This window comes from Janthinobacterium sp. EB271-G4-3-2 (assembly GCF_020858035.1).
GTDB classification, from domain to species: domain Bacteria; phylum Pseudomonadota; class Gammaproteobacteria; order Burkholderiales; family Burkholderiaceae_D; genus Janthinobacterium; species Janthinobacterium aestuarii.
The window spans coordinates 1-16,820 of the sequence record NZ_JACYMG010000012.1 but is presented as its reverse complement, the minus strand read 5'-3'; the positions used below and the strand labels follow the sequence as shown (position 1 = coordinate 16,820).

General features: G+C 60.9%; 11 protein-coding genes. 7 read left to right on the top strand and 4 right to left on the bottom strand.

Annotated features, from left to right (window positions below; all coding sequences use genetic code 11):
• Positions 1 to 26: 26 nt before the first annotated feature.
• From IGS55_RS22045 to IGS55_RS22025, 5 genes are all read left to right on the top strand, one after another.
• Positions 27 to 1,211 (top strand): isovaleryl-CoA dehydrogenase, encoded by a 1,185-nt coding sequence (locus IGS55_RS22045; RefSeq protein WP_034753750.1) that lies wholly within the window; start codon positions 27 to 29, stop codon positions 1,209 to 1,211.
• A gap of 53 nt (positions 1,212 to 1,264) precedes the next feature.
• A complete protein-coding gene (gene aceK / locus IGS55_RS22040; protein ID WP_230518955.1) occupies positions 1,265 to 3,064 on the top strand; it encodes a bifunctional isocitrate dehydrogenase kinase/phosphatase in 1,800 nt (599 codons plus the stop codon).
• Entirely contained in the window at positions 3,061 to 4,257 is a 1,197-nt protein-coding gene (locus tag IGS55_RS22035) for an acetyl-CoA C-acyltransferase (protein ID WP_230518956.1), read from the top strand. The genes aceK and IGS55_RS22035 overlap by 4 nt, the downstream gene beginning before the upstream one ends.
• Positions 4,258 to 4,340: 83 nt before the next feature.
• Complete coding sequence (locus IGS55_RS22030; RefSeq protein WP_230518957.1) at positions 4,341 to 5,009, top strand: SDR family oxidoreductase; 669 nt, start codon at positions 4,341 to 4,343, stop codon at positions 5,007 to 5,009.
• Positions 5,010 to 5,048: 39 nt separating this feature from the next.
• Positions 5,049 to 6,176: an acyl-CoA dehydrogenase family protein gene (locus tag IGS55_RS22025; RefSeq protein ID WP_230518958.1), complete on the top strand. Its 1,128-nt coding sequence runs from the start codon at positions 5,049 to 5,051 to the stop codon at positions 6,174 to 6,176.
• Between the two features lie 475 nt (positions 6,177 to 6,651).
• Here the strand turns inward: IGS55_RS22025 and IGS55_RS22020 are convergent, their stop codons facing one another.
• The 4 genes from IGS55_RS22020 to IGS55_RS22005 all read right to left on the bottom strand — a co-directional run bounded on the left by IGS55_RS22020 (position 6,652) and on the right by IGS55_RS22005 (position 13,578).
• On the bottom strand, positions 6,652 to 7,545 hold the full coding sequence (locus tag IGS55_RS22020) for a YihY/virulence factor BrkB family protein (RefSeq protein ID WP_034753736.1): 894 nt from the start codon (positions 7,543 to 7,545) through the stop codon (positions 6,652 to 6,654).
• Positions 7,546 to 7,633: 88 nt separating this feature from the next.
• Positions 7,634 to 8,713 carry a S66 peptidase family protein gene (locus IGS55_RS22015; protein WP_230518959.1) on the bottom strand — a complete coding sequence of 360 codons (1,080 nt, stop codon included), beginning with the start codon at positions 8,711 to 8,713 and terminating at the stop codon, positions 7,634 to 7,636.
• Positions 8,714 to 8,801: 88 nt separating this feature from the next.
• A complete protein-coding gene (locus IGS55_RS22010; RefSeq protein WP_230518960.1) occupies positions 8,802 to 11,555 on the bottom strand; it encodes a TonB-dependent receptor in 2,754 nt (917 codons plus the stop codon).
• Positions 11,556 to 11,772: 217 nt separating this feature from the next.
• Positions 11,773 to 13,578: an ABC transporter substrate-binding protein gene (locus IGS55_RS22005; RefSeq protein ID WP_442908199.1), complete on the bottom strand. Its 1,806-nt coding sequence runs from the start codon at positions 13,576 to 13,578 to the stop codon at positions 11,773 to 11,775.
• Between the two features lie 215 nt (positions 13,579 to 13,793).
• Here IGS55_RS22005 and IGS55_RS22000 point away from each other — a divergent pair, with 215 nt between their 5' ends.
• A complete protein-coding gene (locus IGS55_RS22000; protein ID WP_034753725.1) occupies positions 13,794 to 15,032 on the top strand; it encodes a nucleoside recognition domain-containing protein in 1,239 nt (412 codons plus the stop codon).
• An 8-nt stretch (positions 15,033 to 15,040) separates the two neighbouring features.
• On the top strand, positions 15,041 to 16,543 hold the full coding sequence (gene dacB, locus IGS55_RS21995) for a D-alanyl-D-alanine carboxypeptidase/D-alanyl-D-alanine endopeptidase (protein ID WP_230518961.1): 1,503 nt from the start codon (positions 15,041 to 15,043) through the stop codon (positions 16,541 to 16,543).
• Positions 16,544 to 16,820 lie beyond the last annotated feature (277 nt).

The following is a 16,820-nucleotide window of genomic DNA, read 5'->3' as shown; positions in this document are numbered from 1 at the left end:
ACACTTATAACGACGACGAGGACGACATGCTCCATCTCCCAGGCTTGACCTTTGACCACGGCGACGACATCGCCTCCTTGCGCGAAGCGATCCAACAATTTGCCGCCGCCGAAATCGCGCCGCGCGCGGCCGAAATCGACCGTACGGACCAGTTCCCCATGGACCTGTGGCGCAAGATGGGCGACATGGGCTTGCTCGGCATCACCGTCAGCGAAGAATACGGCGGCGCCGGCATGGGTTACCTGGCGCACATCATCGCCATGGAAGAGATCTCGCGCGCCTCGGCTTCCGTCGGCCTGTCCTACGGCGCCCACTCGAACCTGTGCGTGAACCAGATCAAGCGCAACGGCACGGCCGAGCAGAAAGCCAAGTACCTGCCGAAACTGATCACGGGCGAACACATCGGCGCCCTGGCCATGTCGGAACCGAACGCGGGCTCCGACGTCGTCAGCATGAAGCTGCGCGCCGACTTCAAGGGCGACCGCTGGGTCTTGAACGGCACCAAGATGTGGATCACCAACGGCCCCGACGCGGACGTGCTGGTGGTGTACGCGAAAAACGACCTGGAAGCGGGTCCGCGCGGCATGACGGCTTTCCTGATCGAAAAGAATTTCAAAGGCTTTTCCATCGCACAAAAGCTCGACAAGCTGGGCATGCGCGGCTCGCACACGGGCGAACTGGTGTTCCAGGATTGCGAAGTGCCTGCCGAAAACGTGCTGGGCGGCCTGGGCAAGGGCGTCAACGTGCTGATGTCGGGCCTCGATTTCGAGCGCACCGTGCTGTCCGGCGGCCCGCTGGGCATCATGCAAGCCTGTATGGACCTGGTCGTGCCCTACGTACATGACCGCAAGCAATTCGGCCAGGCCATCGGTGAATTCCAGTTGATGCAAGGTAAGCTGGCCGATATGTATTCGACCATGATGGCGTGCAAGGCCTATGTCTACGCCGTGGGCCAGGCCTGCGACCGCGCCACCACGCCGGAAGCCGTGCGCCAGTTGCGCAAGGATGCGGCCGGCGCCATTCTGTATAGTGCGGAGAAGGCAACCTGGATGGCGGGTGAAGCGATCCAGGCCCTGGGCGGCAACGGCTACATCAACGAGTATCCGGCCGGCCGCCTGTGGCGCGATGCCAAGCTGTATGAAATCGGCGCCGGGACCAGCGAAATCCGCCGCATGCTGATAGGCCGCGAACTGTTTGCGGAAACCAAGTAAGCACGGGCGCGCGACGATCGACTGGGTGATGAGCCATTCATGCGAGCACAACTATGACGCACATTGCCTTCCCCAAATTGCTCTCTTCCCAGATTGCATTCGATATCGCGCGCACCATCCGCGACGGCTTCGACAAGCATTACCGTTTGTTCCGCGAAACGAGCCAGCAAGCCAAGCAATATTTCGAGCAAGGCGCCTGGGCCGCGGCGCAGACGGCGGCCCGCGAACGCATCGATTTTTATGACAAGCGCGTGCAGGAATGCGTGCAGATGCTCGAAGATGAATACGAAGAGTCGGAGTTGAGCGACGAAGTGTGGCGCGAACTGAAGCTCCACTACATCGGCATGCTGACGGAACACAAGCAGCCGGAGCTGGCGGAAACCTTCTTCAATTCCGTCTGCTGCAACATCCTGCACCGCACGTATTTCAATAACGACTATATTTTCGTGCGCCCCGTCGTTTCCACCGAATACATCGAAACGCAGGATCCCGTCCCCACCTACCGCGTGTATTACCCGGGCCAGGATGGCTTGCGCCATACCCTGACGCGCATGGTGAGCAACTTCCAGCTGGACTGCGCATTTGCCAACCTCGAGCGCGACGTGGCCCAGGTGGAAGCGCGGCTGCAGCAGCTGTTCGGCGGCGATCGGATCGAGCCGAACCACCAGATCCAGGTCCTGACCAGCTTGTTCTACCGCAACAAGGGCGCCTACCTGGTCGGCAAGGGCATCAACGGCAACCGCGAATATCCGTTTGTCGTGCCCATCCTGCACAACCGCCACGGCAAGCTCGTGCTCGATACGGTGCTGTTCGAGCAGCAGCAGATCGCCGTGCTGTTTTCATTTACGCGTGCCTACTTCCTGGTCGATATGGAAGTGCCGTCGGCCTATGTGCAATTTCTGCGCAGCTTGTTGCCGCGCAAACCGCGCAGCGAAATCTATACGATACTGGGCCTGCAAAAACAGGGCAAGACCTTGTTTTACCGCGACTATCTGCAGCACCTGAAACACTCGTCGGACCACTTCGAGAGCGCGCCCGGCATTCGCGGCCTGGTGATGCTGGTGTTCGCCCTGCCGTCGTTTCCGTATGTCTTCAAGGTGATCAAGGATTTTTTCCCGCCGCCCAAGGAAACCACGCGCGCGCAAGTCCAGCAAAAGTATTTGCTGGTGAAACACCACGACCGCGTGGGCCGCATGGCCGACACGCTCGAGTATTCCAACGTGGCCTTTCCCCGCGCCCGTTTTGCCGAGGAACTGCTGGCGGAACTCAAGCAGTTCGCCCCCTCGCTGATCGAAGAAGACCACGAGCAGATCATCATCCGCCACCTGTACATCGAGCGGCGCATGGTGCCGCTGAACATGTGGCTGAGCAATGCCGAAAAGGAAGGCCGCGACGACCTGGTCGAACACGCCATCGTCGAGTACGGCAACGCCATCAAGGAATTGGTGGCGGCGAATATTTTTCCGGGCGACATGCTGTATAAAAACTTTGGCGTGACCCGTCATCAGCGCGTCGTTTTTTACGATTACGATGAAATCGAGTACATCACCGATTGCCAGTTCCGCATCATCCCCGAGGCGCGCACGGAGGAGGAAGAAATGTCGGCCGAACCGTGGTATCCCATCGGCAAGCACGACGTGTTTCCCGAACAATTCGGCACCTTCCTGCTGGGCAATCCCCGCATCCGCCGCTATTTCATGCAGCACCATGCCGACCTGCTGACGGCGCAATATTGGCAGGCGCGCAAACAGCGCATCGAAGACGGCCATATCGAGGACGTCTTCCCGTATCCGCAGCACCTGCGTTTTTGTATGCAGTCACCCTCCCCACCCTTAACCGGAGATCCAACATGAATGATCCAGTCGTAATCGTCGGTGCCGCGCGCACCCCCATGGGCGCCTTCCAGGGCGACTTCGCCAACGTCACCGCCAGCGACCTGGGCGCCGTGGCCATCCGCGCCGCCGTCGAGCGGGCCGGCGTGGCGCCGGACGCCGTTGAACACGTGTTTTTCGGCAATTGCCTGATGGCCGGCCAGGGCCAGGCGCCCGCGCGCCAGGCCTTGCGCAAGGCCGGCTTGCCCGATTCCACGGGCGCCGTGACCCTGTCGAAAATGTGCGGCTCGGCCATGCAGACGACCATGTTCGCGCATGACACCTTGCTGGCCGGCAGCGCCGACGTGGTGGTGGCGGGCGGCATGGAATCGATGACCAACGCCCCTTACCTGGTGCCGAAGGCGCGCGGCGGCTACCGCATCGGCCATGGCATGATCTATGACCACATGATGATGGATGGCCTGGAAGACGCCTACAGCCGCGATGAAAAGGGCAATGCCCGCTCGATGGGCACGTTTGCCGAAGAGTGCGCCAGCCAGTATCACTTCACGCGCGAAGCGCAGGATGCGTTCGCCATCGAATCCGTGAAACGCGCGCAAGCCGCTACCAAGGATGGCAGTTTCGAATGGGAAATCGCTCCAGTCACCGTTTCCGGCCGCGGCGGCGACACCGTCGTCAGCATCGATGAAGGCCCGCAAAAAGCCCGCCTGGAAAAAATCCCGACCTTGAAGGCGGCGTTCAAAAAGGATGGCACGATCACGGCCGCCTCGTCTTCATCGATCAACGATGGCGCGGCAGCCCTGGTGCTGATGCGTGAATCGACGGCGGAAAAACTCGGCTGCACCGTCATCGCGAAAATCCACGGCCACGCCACGCACGCGCAGGCGCCGAACGAATTCACGACGGCCCCCATCGGCGCGGTGAAAAAACTGTATGCCAAGACGGGCTGGAGCAGCGGCAATGTCGACTTGTTCGAGATTAATGAAGCGTTCGCGGCCGTGCCGATGGCCGCCATGCACGACCTCGACATTCCGCACAGCAAGATCAACATCCACGGCGGCGCGTGCGCGCTGGGCCACCCGATCGGCGCCTCGGGCGCGCGCATCATCGTCACCCTGCTGGGCGCCTTGAAAAAAACCGGCGGCAAGCGCGGCGTGGCGGCCCTGTGCATCGGCGGCGGCGAAGCGACGGCAATGGCGATCGAACTGGTATAAGCTGCTCTGTTGACGACAGGCGCGCGCGGCGTGGACACGTTCGCCGCGCGCCTTTTCATTGATTGCATCGAGGGAGAAAACACATGCCTACCGCATTGATCATTGGCGCCTCGCGCGGCATCGGCCACGAAATCGTCCGTCAATACCGCCACGATGGCTGGCGAGTGATTGCCACGGCGCGCACGCAAGACGCTTGCGACGCCCTCACGCAACTGGGTGTGGAAGCGCACCGGCTCGACGTGACGGACGTGGACGGCTGTGCCGGTCTGGGCTGGAAGCTCGACGATGAAAAGCTCGACGTGGCCATTCTCAACGCGGGCGTGTATGGCTCGCGCCAAGATGGTACCCCTACGCAAGAAGATTTCGATGCCGTCATGCACACGAACGTGCTGGCGGCCATGCGGCTGCTGCCGATCCTGGCACCGCTGGTGGCCAATGCCAAAGGTAAACTGGCCGTGCTGTCCTCGCACATGGGCTCCTTGAGCGAACGGGGCAACCCCAGCGGTTCGCTGTACCGCGCCAGCAAGGCGGCCTTGAATTCCGTGCTGATCGACACGTCCCTTGTGCATGGCCCGCAAGGCGTCAGCTGCGTCGCCTTCCACCCGGGCTGGGTGCGCACGGACATGGGCGGCGCCGGTGCCGATATTTCGCCAGAGGAAAGCGCTGCCGGCATCCGCGCCACCCTGGCCAGCTTGCCGGCCACGGAGAAGGCCGTGTTCCGCAACTACGATGGCAAGCCGATCGGCTGGTAATTCCCCCACACACCATCAAAACAAACGAGACGACGTCCCATGATACTCAATGAAGAACAGACCATGATCCAGGAAGCGCTGCGCAGTTTTTCGCGCGAGCGCCTGGCGCCCAACGCGGCCCGCTGGGACAAGGAACATCATTTCCCGAAAGAAGAATTGCAGGAACTGGCCGCGCTGGGCGCCTTTGGCGTGGCCGTGCCGGAAGCGCTCGGTGGCGCCGGCCTCGACTATGTATCGCTGGCCCTGGTGCTGGAAGAAATCGCCGCCGGCGATGGCGGCACCTCGACCATCATTTCCGTCAACAATTGCCCCGTGTGCAGCATCGCCATGATGTACGCCAACGATGCGCAAAAGGAACAATGGCTGCGTCCGCTGGCGCAAGGCACGATGCTCGGTGCGTTTTGCCTGACGGAACCACACACGGGCAGCGACGCCTCGGCCCTGCGTACGACGGCCACCCGCGATGGCAATACATATGTAATCAACGGCACGAAACAATTCATTACCAGCGGCAAGTATGCGGACGTGGCCATCGTCATGGCCGTCACCGACAAGGCGGCCGGCAAGCGCGGCATCAGCGCCTTCTGGGTGCCGACGAACACGCCGGGCTATATCGTGGCGGGCCTGGAACAGAAGATGGGCCAGCATTCGTCGGACACGGCGCAAATCCTGTTCGAGAATTGCCGCATCCCTGCGGAAAATTTGATAGGCGAAGAAGGACAAGGCTACAAGATCGCCCTGTCCGGCCTGGAAGGCGGACGCATCGGCATCGCCTCGCAAGCCGTGGGCATGGCGCGCGCCGCATATGAGGCGGCCCTGAGCTATGCGCGCGACCGGGAAAGTTTCGGCAAGCCCATCTATGAACACCAGGCCGTGCAATTCCGCCTGGCCGACATGGCGACACAGATCGAAGCGGCACGGCAACTGATACGCCACGCGGCGGCCATGAAAGATGCAGGCTTGCCCTGCCTGAAGGAAGCGGCGATGGCCAAGCTGTTTGCGTCGGAAATGGCGGAAAAAGTGTGCTCGGACGCCATCCAGGTGCACGGCGGCTATGGTTATGTGTCCGACTTCCCCGTCGAGCGCATCTACCGCGACGTGCGCGTGTGCCAGATTTATGAGGGCACCAGCGATATTCAGAAAATCCTGATCGCCAGGGCCTTGTAAAAATATTTGGAAGTAACAGTCTCGGCGCTTTTAGAAACCGTAGCGAGCAAGCCCGATATCGGATTGAGTAACGCAGCCGTACTTCGGTACGGCGAGTAACGCCGATTCGAGAGCGGGCTGCGCAGTAGGTTTATAAAAGCGCCCACCAGACGAAAAAAAAGCCCGCTAGCGCGGGCTTCGTTCCAATGTATTACCAATGCTTTAATCGTGTCATGGACGCCAGTGCTATCTGCAAAGTGCCTCCTGATTTTCGGACTCCCATGCTATCTGCATGGTGACTCCAAGTGTAAATCGACCATCGTATCCGGAATTACAAAATCCATTTCTTCGCACTGTCACGCCATCGACATTACACCTGTCGGTCGCCGCGCTGAAACTGGATGGTGAGATAATTTGCTGCCAAATCTCAATCACTGAACGGAGTATAGCACAGCTTTTTGTGCAGTGCAATAACGAATTGAAACCATACGTTAAATCAAGTCCTTAGCGCCAGCGGCTTGTCCTCTTCGCCGCCACGGGCCACTCTCTCGTATTCGGAAATCACTTGCGCGCCCAGCAGCAGCAAGGTGGCGCCGATTTCCAGGCTGAACATGACGACGATGGCCGTCGTCATCGAGCCATACACGATATTGACCTGCGACAAGGTGGAGAAATACCAGACCAGCACGTGTCGCGCGATTTCCCACAACAGGGCCGCCGTGACGCCGCCGATCAACGCATGCGTGATCGACAATCGCCCCACCGGCATGACCAGGTAGATCGAACTGAGCACGAGGATTTCGCCCGCCAGCCCCAGCAAATACAGCAGCACGCCGGACACGCCTTCCAGGCCCCAGTCGTGGCGCAGGAAACGCACGCTTTCCTCCCCCATCACTTGCAAGCTGCCCGCCACCAGGGTGATCAGCAAAATACCGATACCGAGGCACAGGATGTAGCAATACGGCAGCACGGCGGAAATGAGGAAATGGCGGCGGCGGATGGCGACGCGGTGGATGAAGATCACGCTCATGGCGTTTTCCAGCACGGTAAACGCCAAGGAACTGAAAAACAGCATGGTCAGCAGCAGCAGCCAGCCGATCACGCCCCGGTTGTTGAGGAAATGCGCGACCTCGGCCACGATGGCCTTCGATTGCCCGGGCACCAGCCATTCCAGGTAATGGCCTATGGTTTGCAGCAATTCGTCCTGCGCGATCACGTGCGACAGGGCCACCACCACCAGCATCAGCAGGGGCACGATGGACAGCAGCGAGTAATACGCGACGGCGCCCGCCAGCAGCAAGCCCTGATTGGCGCGGAAACCCTTCAGCACTTGCAGCACGAAGGCCAGCGGGTGGCTGAGAATGTAGGTACTGGCGTGGCGGTTGATCATGTCGGGTGCGGTGAAGAAAGGCGGCGCGGCCTCGTGCCACGCCTGCAATCACACTAGCATACTGACAAGCGCCCCGCTGCACCGTACGCTAACAGACGGCCGGCTCCAATAAGGTCAAGGTTTGCCGGTCCGCATCCAGGGTGGCGAGGATGCCCATCGGTATCGTGAACTGGTGGCGGATGTGGCCAAACGAGTAGCCGCTGACGGCCGGCACGCGCAAGGGCTGCAAATGCTGGTCCACGGTGGCATCGAGGGTCAGCGCGGTATCGCCTTCGGCCGCCTCGCAATGCTCGAAGATGCCCAGCATCAAGGCCGCCGCCTTGTTGAACCCCACGGACAGGTCGAGCTGGCACAGCATGCGGTCGATGCGGTACGGCACTTCATTGATTTCTTCAAGGAACAAAATATGCTCGCGGAAATCAGCCGCATACGGCGTGCCGGCCAGCGCGCTGACCATGCACAGATTGCCGCCCGTCAAGCGCCCCGTCGCCTGGCCGCCGTGCACGGTGCGGATGGCGAAGTTCGGCTGCGTCTGCGCGCGGCGGTGGTTGTCCAGCGCCATCGGTATCGTATAACTGTCTTGCGGCGTCATCAGCACATTGCGCAGCTGCGTCACCGTGTAGTCGGAAAACGTGGACGAGGCCACGGGGCCATGGAAAGTCACCAGCCCCGTCTGGCTGGCGATGGCCAGGTGCAGGGCCGTGATGTCGGAATAGCCGATCAGCACTTTCGGGTTACGGCGGAGCAAGGCGTAGTCGAGCAGCGCCAGCAGCGAAATGCAGCCGGAGCCGCCACGGATGGCCCACACCGCCTTGACTTCCGGGTCGCGGAACGCCGCGTGCAAATCGTCGAGGCGCTGCCGCACCGTGCCCGCGTAGTTGCCGTGCACGGCGCGGATATTCGCGCCCAGGCTGGCGCGCAAGCCCAGCGATTCGATATTGCGCACGGCCTTGGCGATGGCGTCTTCATCCGTAAAACCGCCCGGCGCGATGATGGCGACCAGGTCGCCCTGGCGCAAACGCGCCGGCTTGATCAATGCGTGTTGCTGTTGCATGCGTTTGCCCTTCCCTTGCGCGGCCGCCGCCCATGCCGGTGTGCCTGCCGCCCCCAAGGTGGCGGCCAGCAAGCCGCCGAAGTGGCGCCGGCTGAGATTGGTCTGACTGGACATGCGGCCCTTTCCTGAAATAAAAACGGCGACGCCAGGCGCCGCCGCACGAGGTTAGCATGCCGACGGGATCGCCGCCGGCCTGACCGCCTTACATGAACTTGTACTTCAGCTGGAACGACAGCGAGCGGCCGCGCGGGTCGGCTACGCGCGGGTCCCAGCCGGCGCCCACCACTTCATCCACGTTGTGCGCGGTGAATGGGGGATCGCGGTCGAACAAGTTCTGGATGCCCACGGTGATGGTGGTATTTTTGAAGCCCGTGTACGTGCCCGACAGGTTATACGTGGTGTAGCTGGACACGTCCGGCTTGAAGCCCGGCGGCGGCGTACCCTTGCCGCCATTCGGCAGCTGGTCCTTGTAGCCCGACGAAAAACTCTGCACCAGCAAGCCGCTCCAGTCGCCGCGCGACACGCCGAAACTGGCATTGTGTTTCCAGCGCAGGTACAAATCGCGCGTATAGAACTTGCCGACCAGTTCCTGGTATTCCTGGCCTTGATATTCCGCAAACTTGAAGCTGTCCATATACGTGCCATCCAGGGTCGCCGTCCATTTCGCGTCCCGGATCTTGCCTTCGCCGCGCAAGCCCACGTCGAGGCCGCGCACGCGGCTGCCTGCCGCATTGATCCAGCCCGCCTGCACGTACTCGATGGTGCCGTCCGGATTGCGGTGGATGTACTGGTTCAGCGCCTGGTAGTTGGCCAGCACGATTTGCGGCGTGCGGTTCAGGATGCGGTCCTTGGTATTGATGGCCCAGTAGTCGAACGAGGCGGAATAGCCCTTGACCGGCTCGATGACAAAACCGACGCTGCCCTGCTTCGACGTTTCCGGCTTCAAATTCGTGTTGCCGCCCGTCCTGTAATCGAGGCGGTCGATGGCGCAATACTCGGGTACGCCCGGATGCTTGGCGCAGCCTTCCTGGTCGACCACGCCGTTCGGCAATTCCTGGCTCAGCGAACCGGAATACAGCTGCTGGAAGCTCGGTGCGAGGAAACCCTTGCTGGCCGAACCACGGAACAGCAGGAAGTCGGCCGGCTGATAGCGGAAGGCCACCTTCGGATTCGTCGTCGCACCCACCAGGCTGTAATCGTCGCGGCGGATGGCCAGTTGCATTTCCAGATCCTTCGTGACCGGCACCAGCAACTCGGCATACACGGCCTTGACGGTACGGCTGGCATCTTTTAATGCGGCATTGCCTGGCGACAGCAAAATCTGCGTGGCATCGACGTCTTGCGCAAAGCTGTAACCTTCGCGGCGCAAGTCAAAACCGGCCGCCATGGCCAAGGCACCGGCCGGCAGCTGGAACAGCTCGCCCGAGACGGAACCATCGATCTGCGTGAGGGTCGTCTTACCGTGCTGGAAGTCACCACGGAACTTGGTCGATTCGATCAATTGCTTGGCCGCTTCCGTCTGGCTCTGGCCCGCGCCCACCCATGGGTTGATGATGCCGCTGGCCAAGGCCGCGTACAGCTTGTCCGTGTAGGAATAGCCGTCCGTCAGCTTGGTCTTGGTGTTGCTCTCAGCGCGTGAAATGCCGGCCTTGTAATCCCACTTGCCGAAGTTCCCTTCAAAGCCCACCAGCACGCGGGCATTGTCGGTGGTGTTTTCCTGCGTGCGGTTGCCCACGTCATTGGCGCGCCATTTGTAGGAAATCGGCTTGGTGTTGTCGAACGAAGGGATGTAGGCCGACAGATCCTGGTAATAAGCGCCACCGACCGGATACAAATTCTTGTTGGCGACAGTCGCCTGCACCTGCATCGGCGTCAAAATGGCCGTGGCCTTGGTGCGCGAACCGAGCACTTCGACAAACATGCGATGGTCGGGCGCCAGCTGGAACGTACCGCGCGACAACAGATTGGCCCGTTCGACGGGGAATTGCAGCACATAGTCGGCGCCATAGTCATACGCGCAGGAATACGTGGTGCGCAGCGGCGAGGTCACGTCTTTCCACAGTGCCGTCTGGTACTGCGACATGCCGGCGATGGTGTCGCACTTGCCCTGGAAGCTCAGCGGATTGGCTTGCAGGTATTTATTCGCGTCGCCTGGCAGCTGGAACGAGGTGCCCAGCGCCGTTCCGGTACCCGCCATCTGATTGGCGAACGGCGTGCCCGTGGTATCGGGCGACAGGCCGCGGCCCGGCTGATAGCCGTTGACGAAAGAGCGGTCGCGGCCATTGAGCTGCTGCGCCTTATCGACGGTCAGGCTGGCCATGATGTTGTAGCGGTCCGACTCCAGCGAGCCCGTGCCTGCCAGCAAGGAGGCGCGGCGCGTGGCGCCACCGCCGGCCTGCGTGTCGTTGGTGGAGACGGACGCTTCCACGCCGCTGTAATTGGTTTTCAGAATGAAATTGATCACGCCGCCGATGGCGTCCGTGCCGTAGATGGCCGAGGCGCCATCCTTGAGGATTTCCACGCGCGAAATCGCGCCCAGCGGGATCGAGTTCAGGTCGACCGACTTGCCGCTGGCGCCGTGCGTGGCGATGCGGCGGCCGTTCAACAGCACCAAGGTGCTCGACGGTCCCAGGCCGCGCAGCGAGGCGAACGAAGCGCCACCGCTGACCCGGTCCGCATCGGCGCCAAACACGTTATTGCCCGAAGTCATGTTATCGGCGCCCGTGCCATTCGCTGACAGGGTACGCACCAGTTGCTCGGTCGTCGTGATGCCCTGTTTTTCGATCTGGTCAAACGAGATAACTTGCACGGGCAGCGCGCCTTCCTTGGCCACCCGCTTGATGCTGCTGCCCGTCACTTCGACCCGTTGCATTGCTGGGGCCGCCGCTTCCTGTGCGACGACCGGCCCCACCACCCCCATCAATGCCACCAACTGCGCTAGCTTTTTCAATTTCACAGGTCTTCTCCTTGTTGGGCAATCGAAACTTGAGTCATCAAGTCAGGCTGTATAGATATGTCGCAACGTCTGTCTCGCAGTACATTTTTTTATGACAATTGCGCATGACTTTATTTGTTTTCATTTTCAGAGTAGCGCGATGCATCCGCGGCCAGCCAATGAAAAATGCTTTCCTAACCATAACTTTTTGGAATGAATGCCCTTTTCAGCGACATGGTCACTTGCCTGCGGGGCTACCCTTGGCCTTATCCACGTCCAGATAGCGCCAGGACGTGAATTCCACGGGGTGGCGCCTGTAGTTTTTTAGCCACGGTTGTTGCAGGTCGGCAGAGATGGGATGCGTCAGCAGCACCCACGGCGTGTAAGCGTGGATCAGCTGAAACAGGTCGAAGTACAGACTGCGTCGGCGCGGCGTATCGGATAGCAGGCGCGCCTCCTCATAGCGTTTATTGTAATCGGGCAAGTTGAAGCGGGCATAGTTGGCGCGGCCAACGTTGCCACCATACAACAATTGCATAAAGTTATCGCCGTCGGGGAAGTCGGCGATCCAGTTGGTCTCGAACATCTGCACCTTGCCCAGGCGCGAGGCCTTGATGATTTCCGTCTTCTTGTCGCTTTTAAATTCCACGCGCACGCCGATGGCGTTCAGGTTGCGGCGCCACAATTCATCACGCAAGCGGCCCACCGTGCTCGGCTCCGTATGCATGGTCAGGATCAGGGGCGTGCCGTCCGGCTGGGTGCGGAAACCGTCTGGCCCCGCCTTGTAGCCGAAGCGGTCGAGCAGGGCGCGCGCCAGGGCCGGATCGTAGCCGACGGGGCTGCGGTAATGCTTGTCGTAACCGAGCACATTGGGCGGCAGCGGCGACTGGGCCGGCAAGGCCAGGCCTTTCTTTAATAACGCGATATCTTCGCGGCTGTTGTAGCTGAGGGCGATGGCGCGCCGCAGGGCCAGCTTGTCCTTGCTCATGCCGCCCAGCACAGGATCGTCCATATTCATCCACATGTAATACGTCTGCAGCACGGGAAAGCGCGTCAGCTGCAAACCCTTGGCGGCCAGCGCCGGTTTCAGGGCGCCGTTTTCCAGCACCATGTCCGTCATCGATTCCGGCACTTGCTCCAGGTAATCGAATTCGCCTTTCAGAAAGCCCAGCATGCGCGATTGATATTCCTCGACGATGCGCACCTCGATGCGCTCGACCAGGGGCAAGCGTTGTCCCTCCAGCGCGCTGGCGATGGCGCGCGCGTCGGCCGGCAAGGCGGCCAGCGCCTTGGCTTGCGTATGGAACACGGTGGGGCGGAAAGTCGGATTGGCCTGCAGCACGATCTTGTCGCTGCGCTTCCACTCTTTTACCAGAAACGGCCCCGTGCCCACGGGATGGTTGCCGATCTGCCCTGCCGCCGGGTACGCTTCTGCCACTTCGCGCGCCACCACAGCGGTCGCCGGCATGGCCAGGTAAAACAGGAAGTTCGGGTCGACGCCATTCAGGCGGATGCGCAGGGTGTATTTGTCCAGTGCCTGCAAGCCCGCGATCGGCGTGTCGTAGCTGAATTTGGCTTTCAGGGCCGCGTCGCCCACCAGCTTGTCTTCCAGCAGGAACAGCCATGGCGACTTCAGGCTGGGGTCATACAGGCGCGTCAGGCTATACACATAATCCTGCGCCGTCACTTCGCGCGGCTTGCCTTTGAAGGCGGGATCGGGCGTAAAAAAAATGCCGGGCTGTAAGTGAAAAGTATACGTGCGCCCGCCATCTTCCACCGTCGGCATGGCGCGCGCCGTATTGCCCTGCAGCTGCACGGGGCGCGCCAGGTAGTCATAGCGCAAGAGCGGATCGAAGATGTTTTCCATCAAGTTCAAGCTGGCCAGGTCGGATGCCACGGCCGGGTCCAGGCCCGTCTCGCTGGTGCTGAGGAATAAGTGCAGGGTCTTGTTCGCGCGGGCATCGTTGGCGGCATGGCCAGGCGCGGCGAAGAGCGTCAACAGGGCCAGGCCAGCGGCGCAGGCGGTTTTACGTAAAAACATCATCAGTGATCCAGTGCAGACAGGGGCAACAAACAAACGTGAAGAACAGGCATCACCGAGACTACTCGGGCACAGTACGGGGCGCCAATGAAAACAGGCTGCCAGCTTATAACTTTTTGGCATGCGATTGCTGCATTCTTTCATCAACTCGTATCGGGCTGCCTCTATACTTTGCTTGCAGCACCTTTTCACCTCCCGTCACACAGAACTGATCGCATATGGCACTTAATTACATCTGGTCCGGCTTTTTCCTCGTTGGCTTCCTCGCCGCAGTGCTGCAGTGGCTTTTTCTCGGCGATACCGATATCTTCAAGCGCATCATCGACGGCACGTTCGAGACGGCGCGCATGGGCGTGATGGATATCGCCCTGCCGCTGGCGGGCGTGATGACCTTGTGGCTCGGCATCATGAACATCGGTGAAAAGGCGGGCATCGTCGGCTGGCTGGCGAAAGTGATCGCACCGTTCTTTTCGCGCATCTTCCCGGAAATTCCCAAGGACCATCCAGCCACGGGCCACATGGTGATGAATTTCTCGGCCAACCTGCTGGGCCTGGACAATGCGGCCACGCCGTTCGGTTTAAAGGCCATGGAAAGCCTGCAAACCTTGAACCCGAACAAGGAAGAAGCGACGAATGCGCAAATCATGTTTTTGGTGCTGCACACCTCGGGCCTGACCCTGATTCCGCTGGCCATCATGGCGCAGCGCTCGATTCTCGGCGCGGCCGATCCGTCCGACATCTTTATCCCGTGCATGATCGCCACCTATGTGGCCACCATGGTCGGCATCATCACGGTGTCCATCAAGCAACGCATCAACCTGCTCAACCGGGTCGTGCTGGGCTGGATGGGCGGCATGACGAGCGCCATCGTCGCCATGATCTGGTACTTCACGCAATACCTGACGAAACAGGAAATCGAGCTGGTCTCGAAGGTTGTCAGCAACCTGGTCCTGATCAGCGTCATCGCCATCTTCATCATCGGCGCCCTGCGCAAGAAAGTGAACGTATATGACGCCTTCATCGAGGGGGCAAAAGGCGGCATCCAGACCTCGATCACCGTGATTCCCTACCTGGTCGGCATGCTGGTGGCCATCAGCGTGATCCGCAACGCGGGCGTGTTCAATTTCCTGATGAGCGGCATGAACTGGTTCTTCGCCAATCTCGGCATTAATACGGACTTCGTGCCCGCCCTGCCGACGGCCATGATGAAGCCGCTCAGCGGTTCCGGTTCGAAGGCGATGATGATCGACGCCATGAATACCTACGGCGTCGACTCCTTCGTCGGCCGCCTGGCTTGCGTCTTCCAAGGCTCGGCCGACACCACCTTCTATATCGTGGCCCTGTACTTCGGCTCGGTGGGCATCCGCAAGACGCGCTATGCCATCACGGCCGGCCTGATCGCGGATCTGGCTGGCGTGATCACCGCCGTCTTTGTTGCCTACGTCTTTTTCCACTAAGGAGCACCATGTTACGTCCTGTTCTGATGGCGGCACTGTTGGCGGGTCTTGGCCTGCCGACTGCCCAGGCGCAATTGCCCGAATCCGTCAGCCTGCTGTTGCGCAGCGCGAATATTCCCGAAGACGCCATGGGCGCCATCGTCTTGCGCGGCAACACCACCGTGCTGTCGCATGGGGCCGAACGCAGCATGCAGCCGGCGTCCACCATGAAACTGGTGACGACGGCCGTGGGCCTGGAGCAGCTGGGCCCCATCTTTCGCGGCCGCACGGAGTTGCGCACCAGCGCCGACGTCATCAATGGCGTACTGAAGGGCGACTTGATCCTGCGCGGCGGCGCCGACACGGACTTTAATGCGGACGTGCTGGCACACATGCTGCAAACCCTGCGCAACCAGGGCATCGTGAAAATCAAGGGCGACCTGATCCTTGACCGCCAACTGTTCCAGCCGGCCCGGCCCGATATCGGTGCGCCGCCCTTCGACGAATCGGCCGAGTTCCGCTACAACGTCATCCCCGATGCCTTGCTGCTGAACACCAATTTGCTCGATATCAATATGAACTCGACGGAGCGGCAATTGAGCATCCTGATGCAGCCGGCGCTCGAGAACGTCAGCATCACGAGCGACATGAAACTCATCAAGGGCAGTTGCGCCAGATGGGAAGATGGCTGGCGCCCACCCGAATACCGGCGCGATGCGAGCGGCAAGCTGCAGGTAATCCTGCACGGCACCTTCCCGCAAAATTGCAGCAAGGCCACCAGCATCAATGTGCTCGACCGCAATGATTATGCGGACCGCTTGTTCCGTGCGACCTGGAAGCGTTTGGGTGGCACGATCACGGGCACGGTGCGCGAAGCGCCGGCAACAGGCTTGCCGCCGACGGCCGAACCGGTCGGCACGCGCATGCTGGCCGACCACGTGGCGCGCGCCTTGCCGGAAGTGCTACGCGATATCAACAAGACCTCCGACAACACCCTGGCCCGCACCCTGTTCCTGAGTCTGGGCAGCTTGCAAAGCGATGGCTGGCTGGGCAGCCGCCCCGTCGCCATGGCCGCGCCGGAAGACACGGCCACGCGTGCGCGGCAAGTCATACAGGAATGGTTCCAGCGGCACCAGATCGACACCCAGGGCATGCTGGTCGACAACGGTTCCGGTTTGTCGCGCACGGGACGCATTGCGCCGGCGCAAATGGCCGGCGTCTTGCAGGCCATGCAGCAAAGCCCGTGGGCACCCGAGTTCCAGTCCAGCTTGCCCATCGTGGCGCTGGACGGCACGATGCGCAAGCGCCTGTTGAACAGCCCGGCTGCCGCGCGGGCCCGCATCAAGACGGGAACCTTGAAGAATGTGGTGGCCATCGCCGGCTATGTCCCCGACGCCAACAACCAGCTGTGCGTGGTGGTCGCCATGATCAATAGCGACCTGGCCGGTAACGGCAACGGCCGCGCCGCCGTTGATGCCTTGATCGAATGGGTCGCCAGGAGCGGCGCCACGCCGGCGGTTGCCGGTCAATAAAGGGAAGCAAAGACAAAAAGGCAGCGCACAGCGCTGCCTTTTTTTGTCTGTTGCATTGGCTGCTAAGTTGTCGGATTACGCTACGCTCATCCGACCTACCCGGCATCCTATGGACGTAGGTCGGCTTAGCGCAGCGTAAGCCGACACCACCCGCGGCATATCAAACCGCCAGACGAAAAAAAACCCGACCATTGCTGATCGGGTTTTTCTCTACTGCGAATAACAAGCCTGACGATAACCTACTTTCACACTGGTTGCAGCACTATCATCGGCGCAA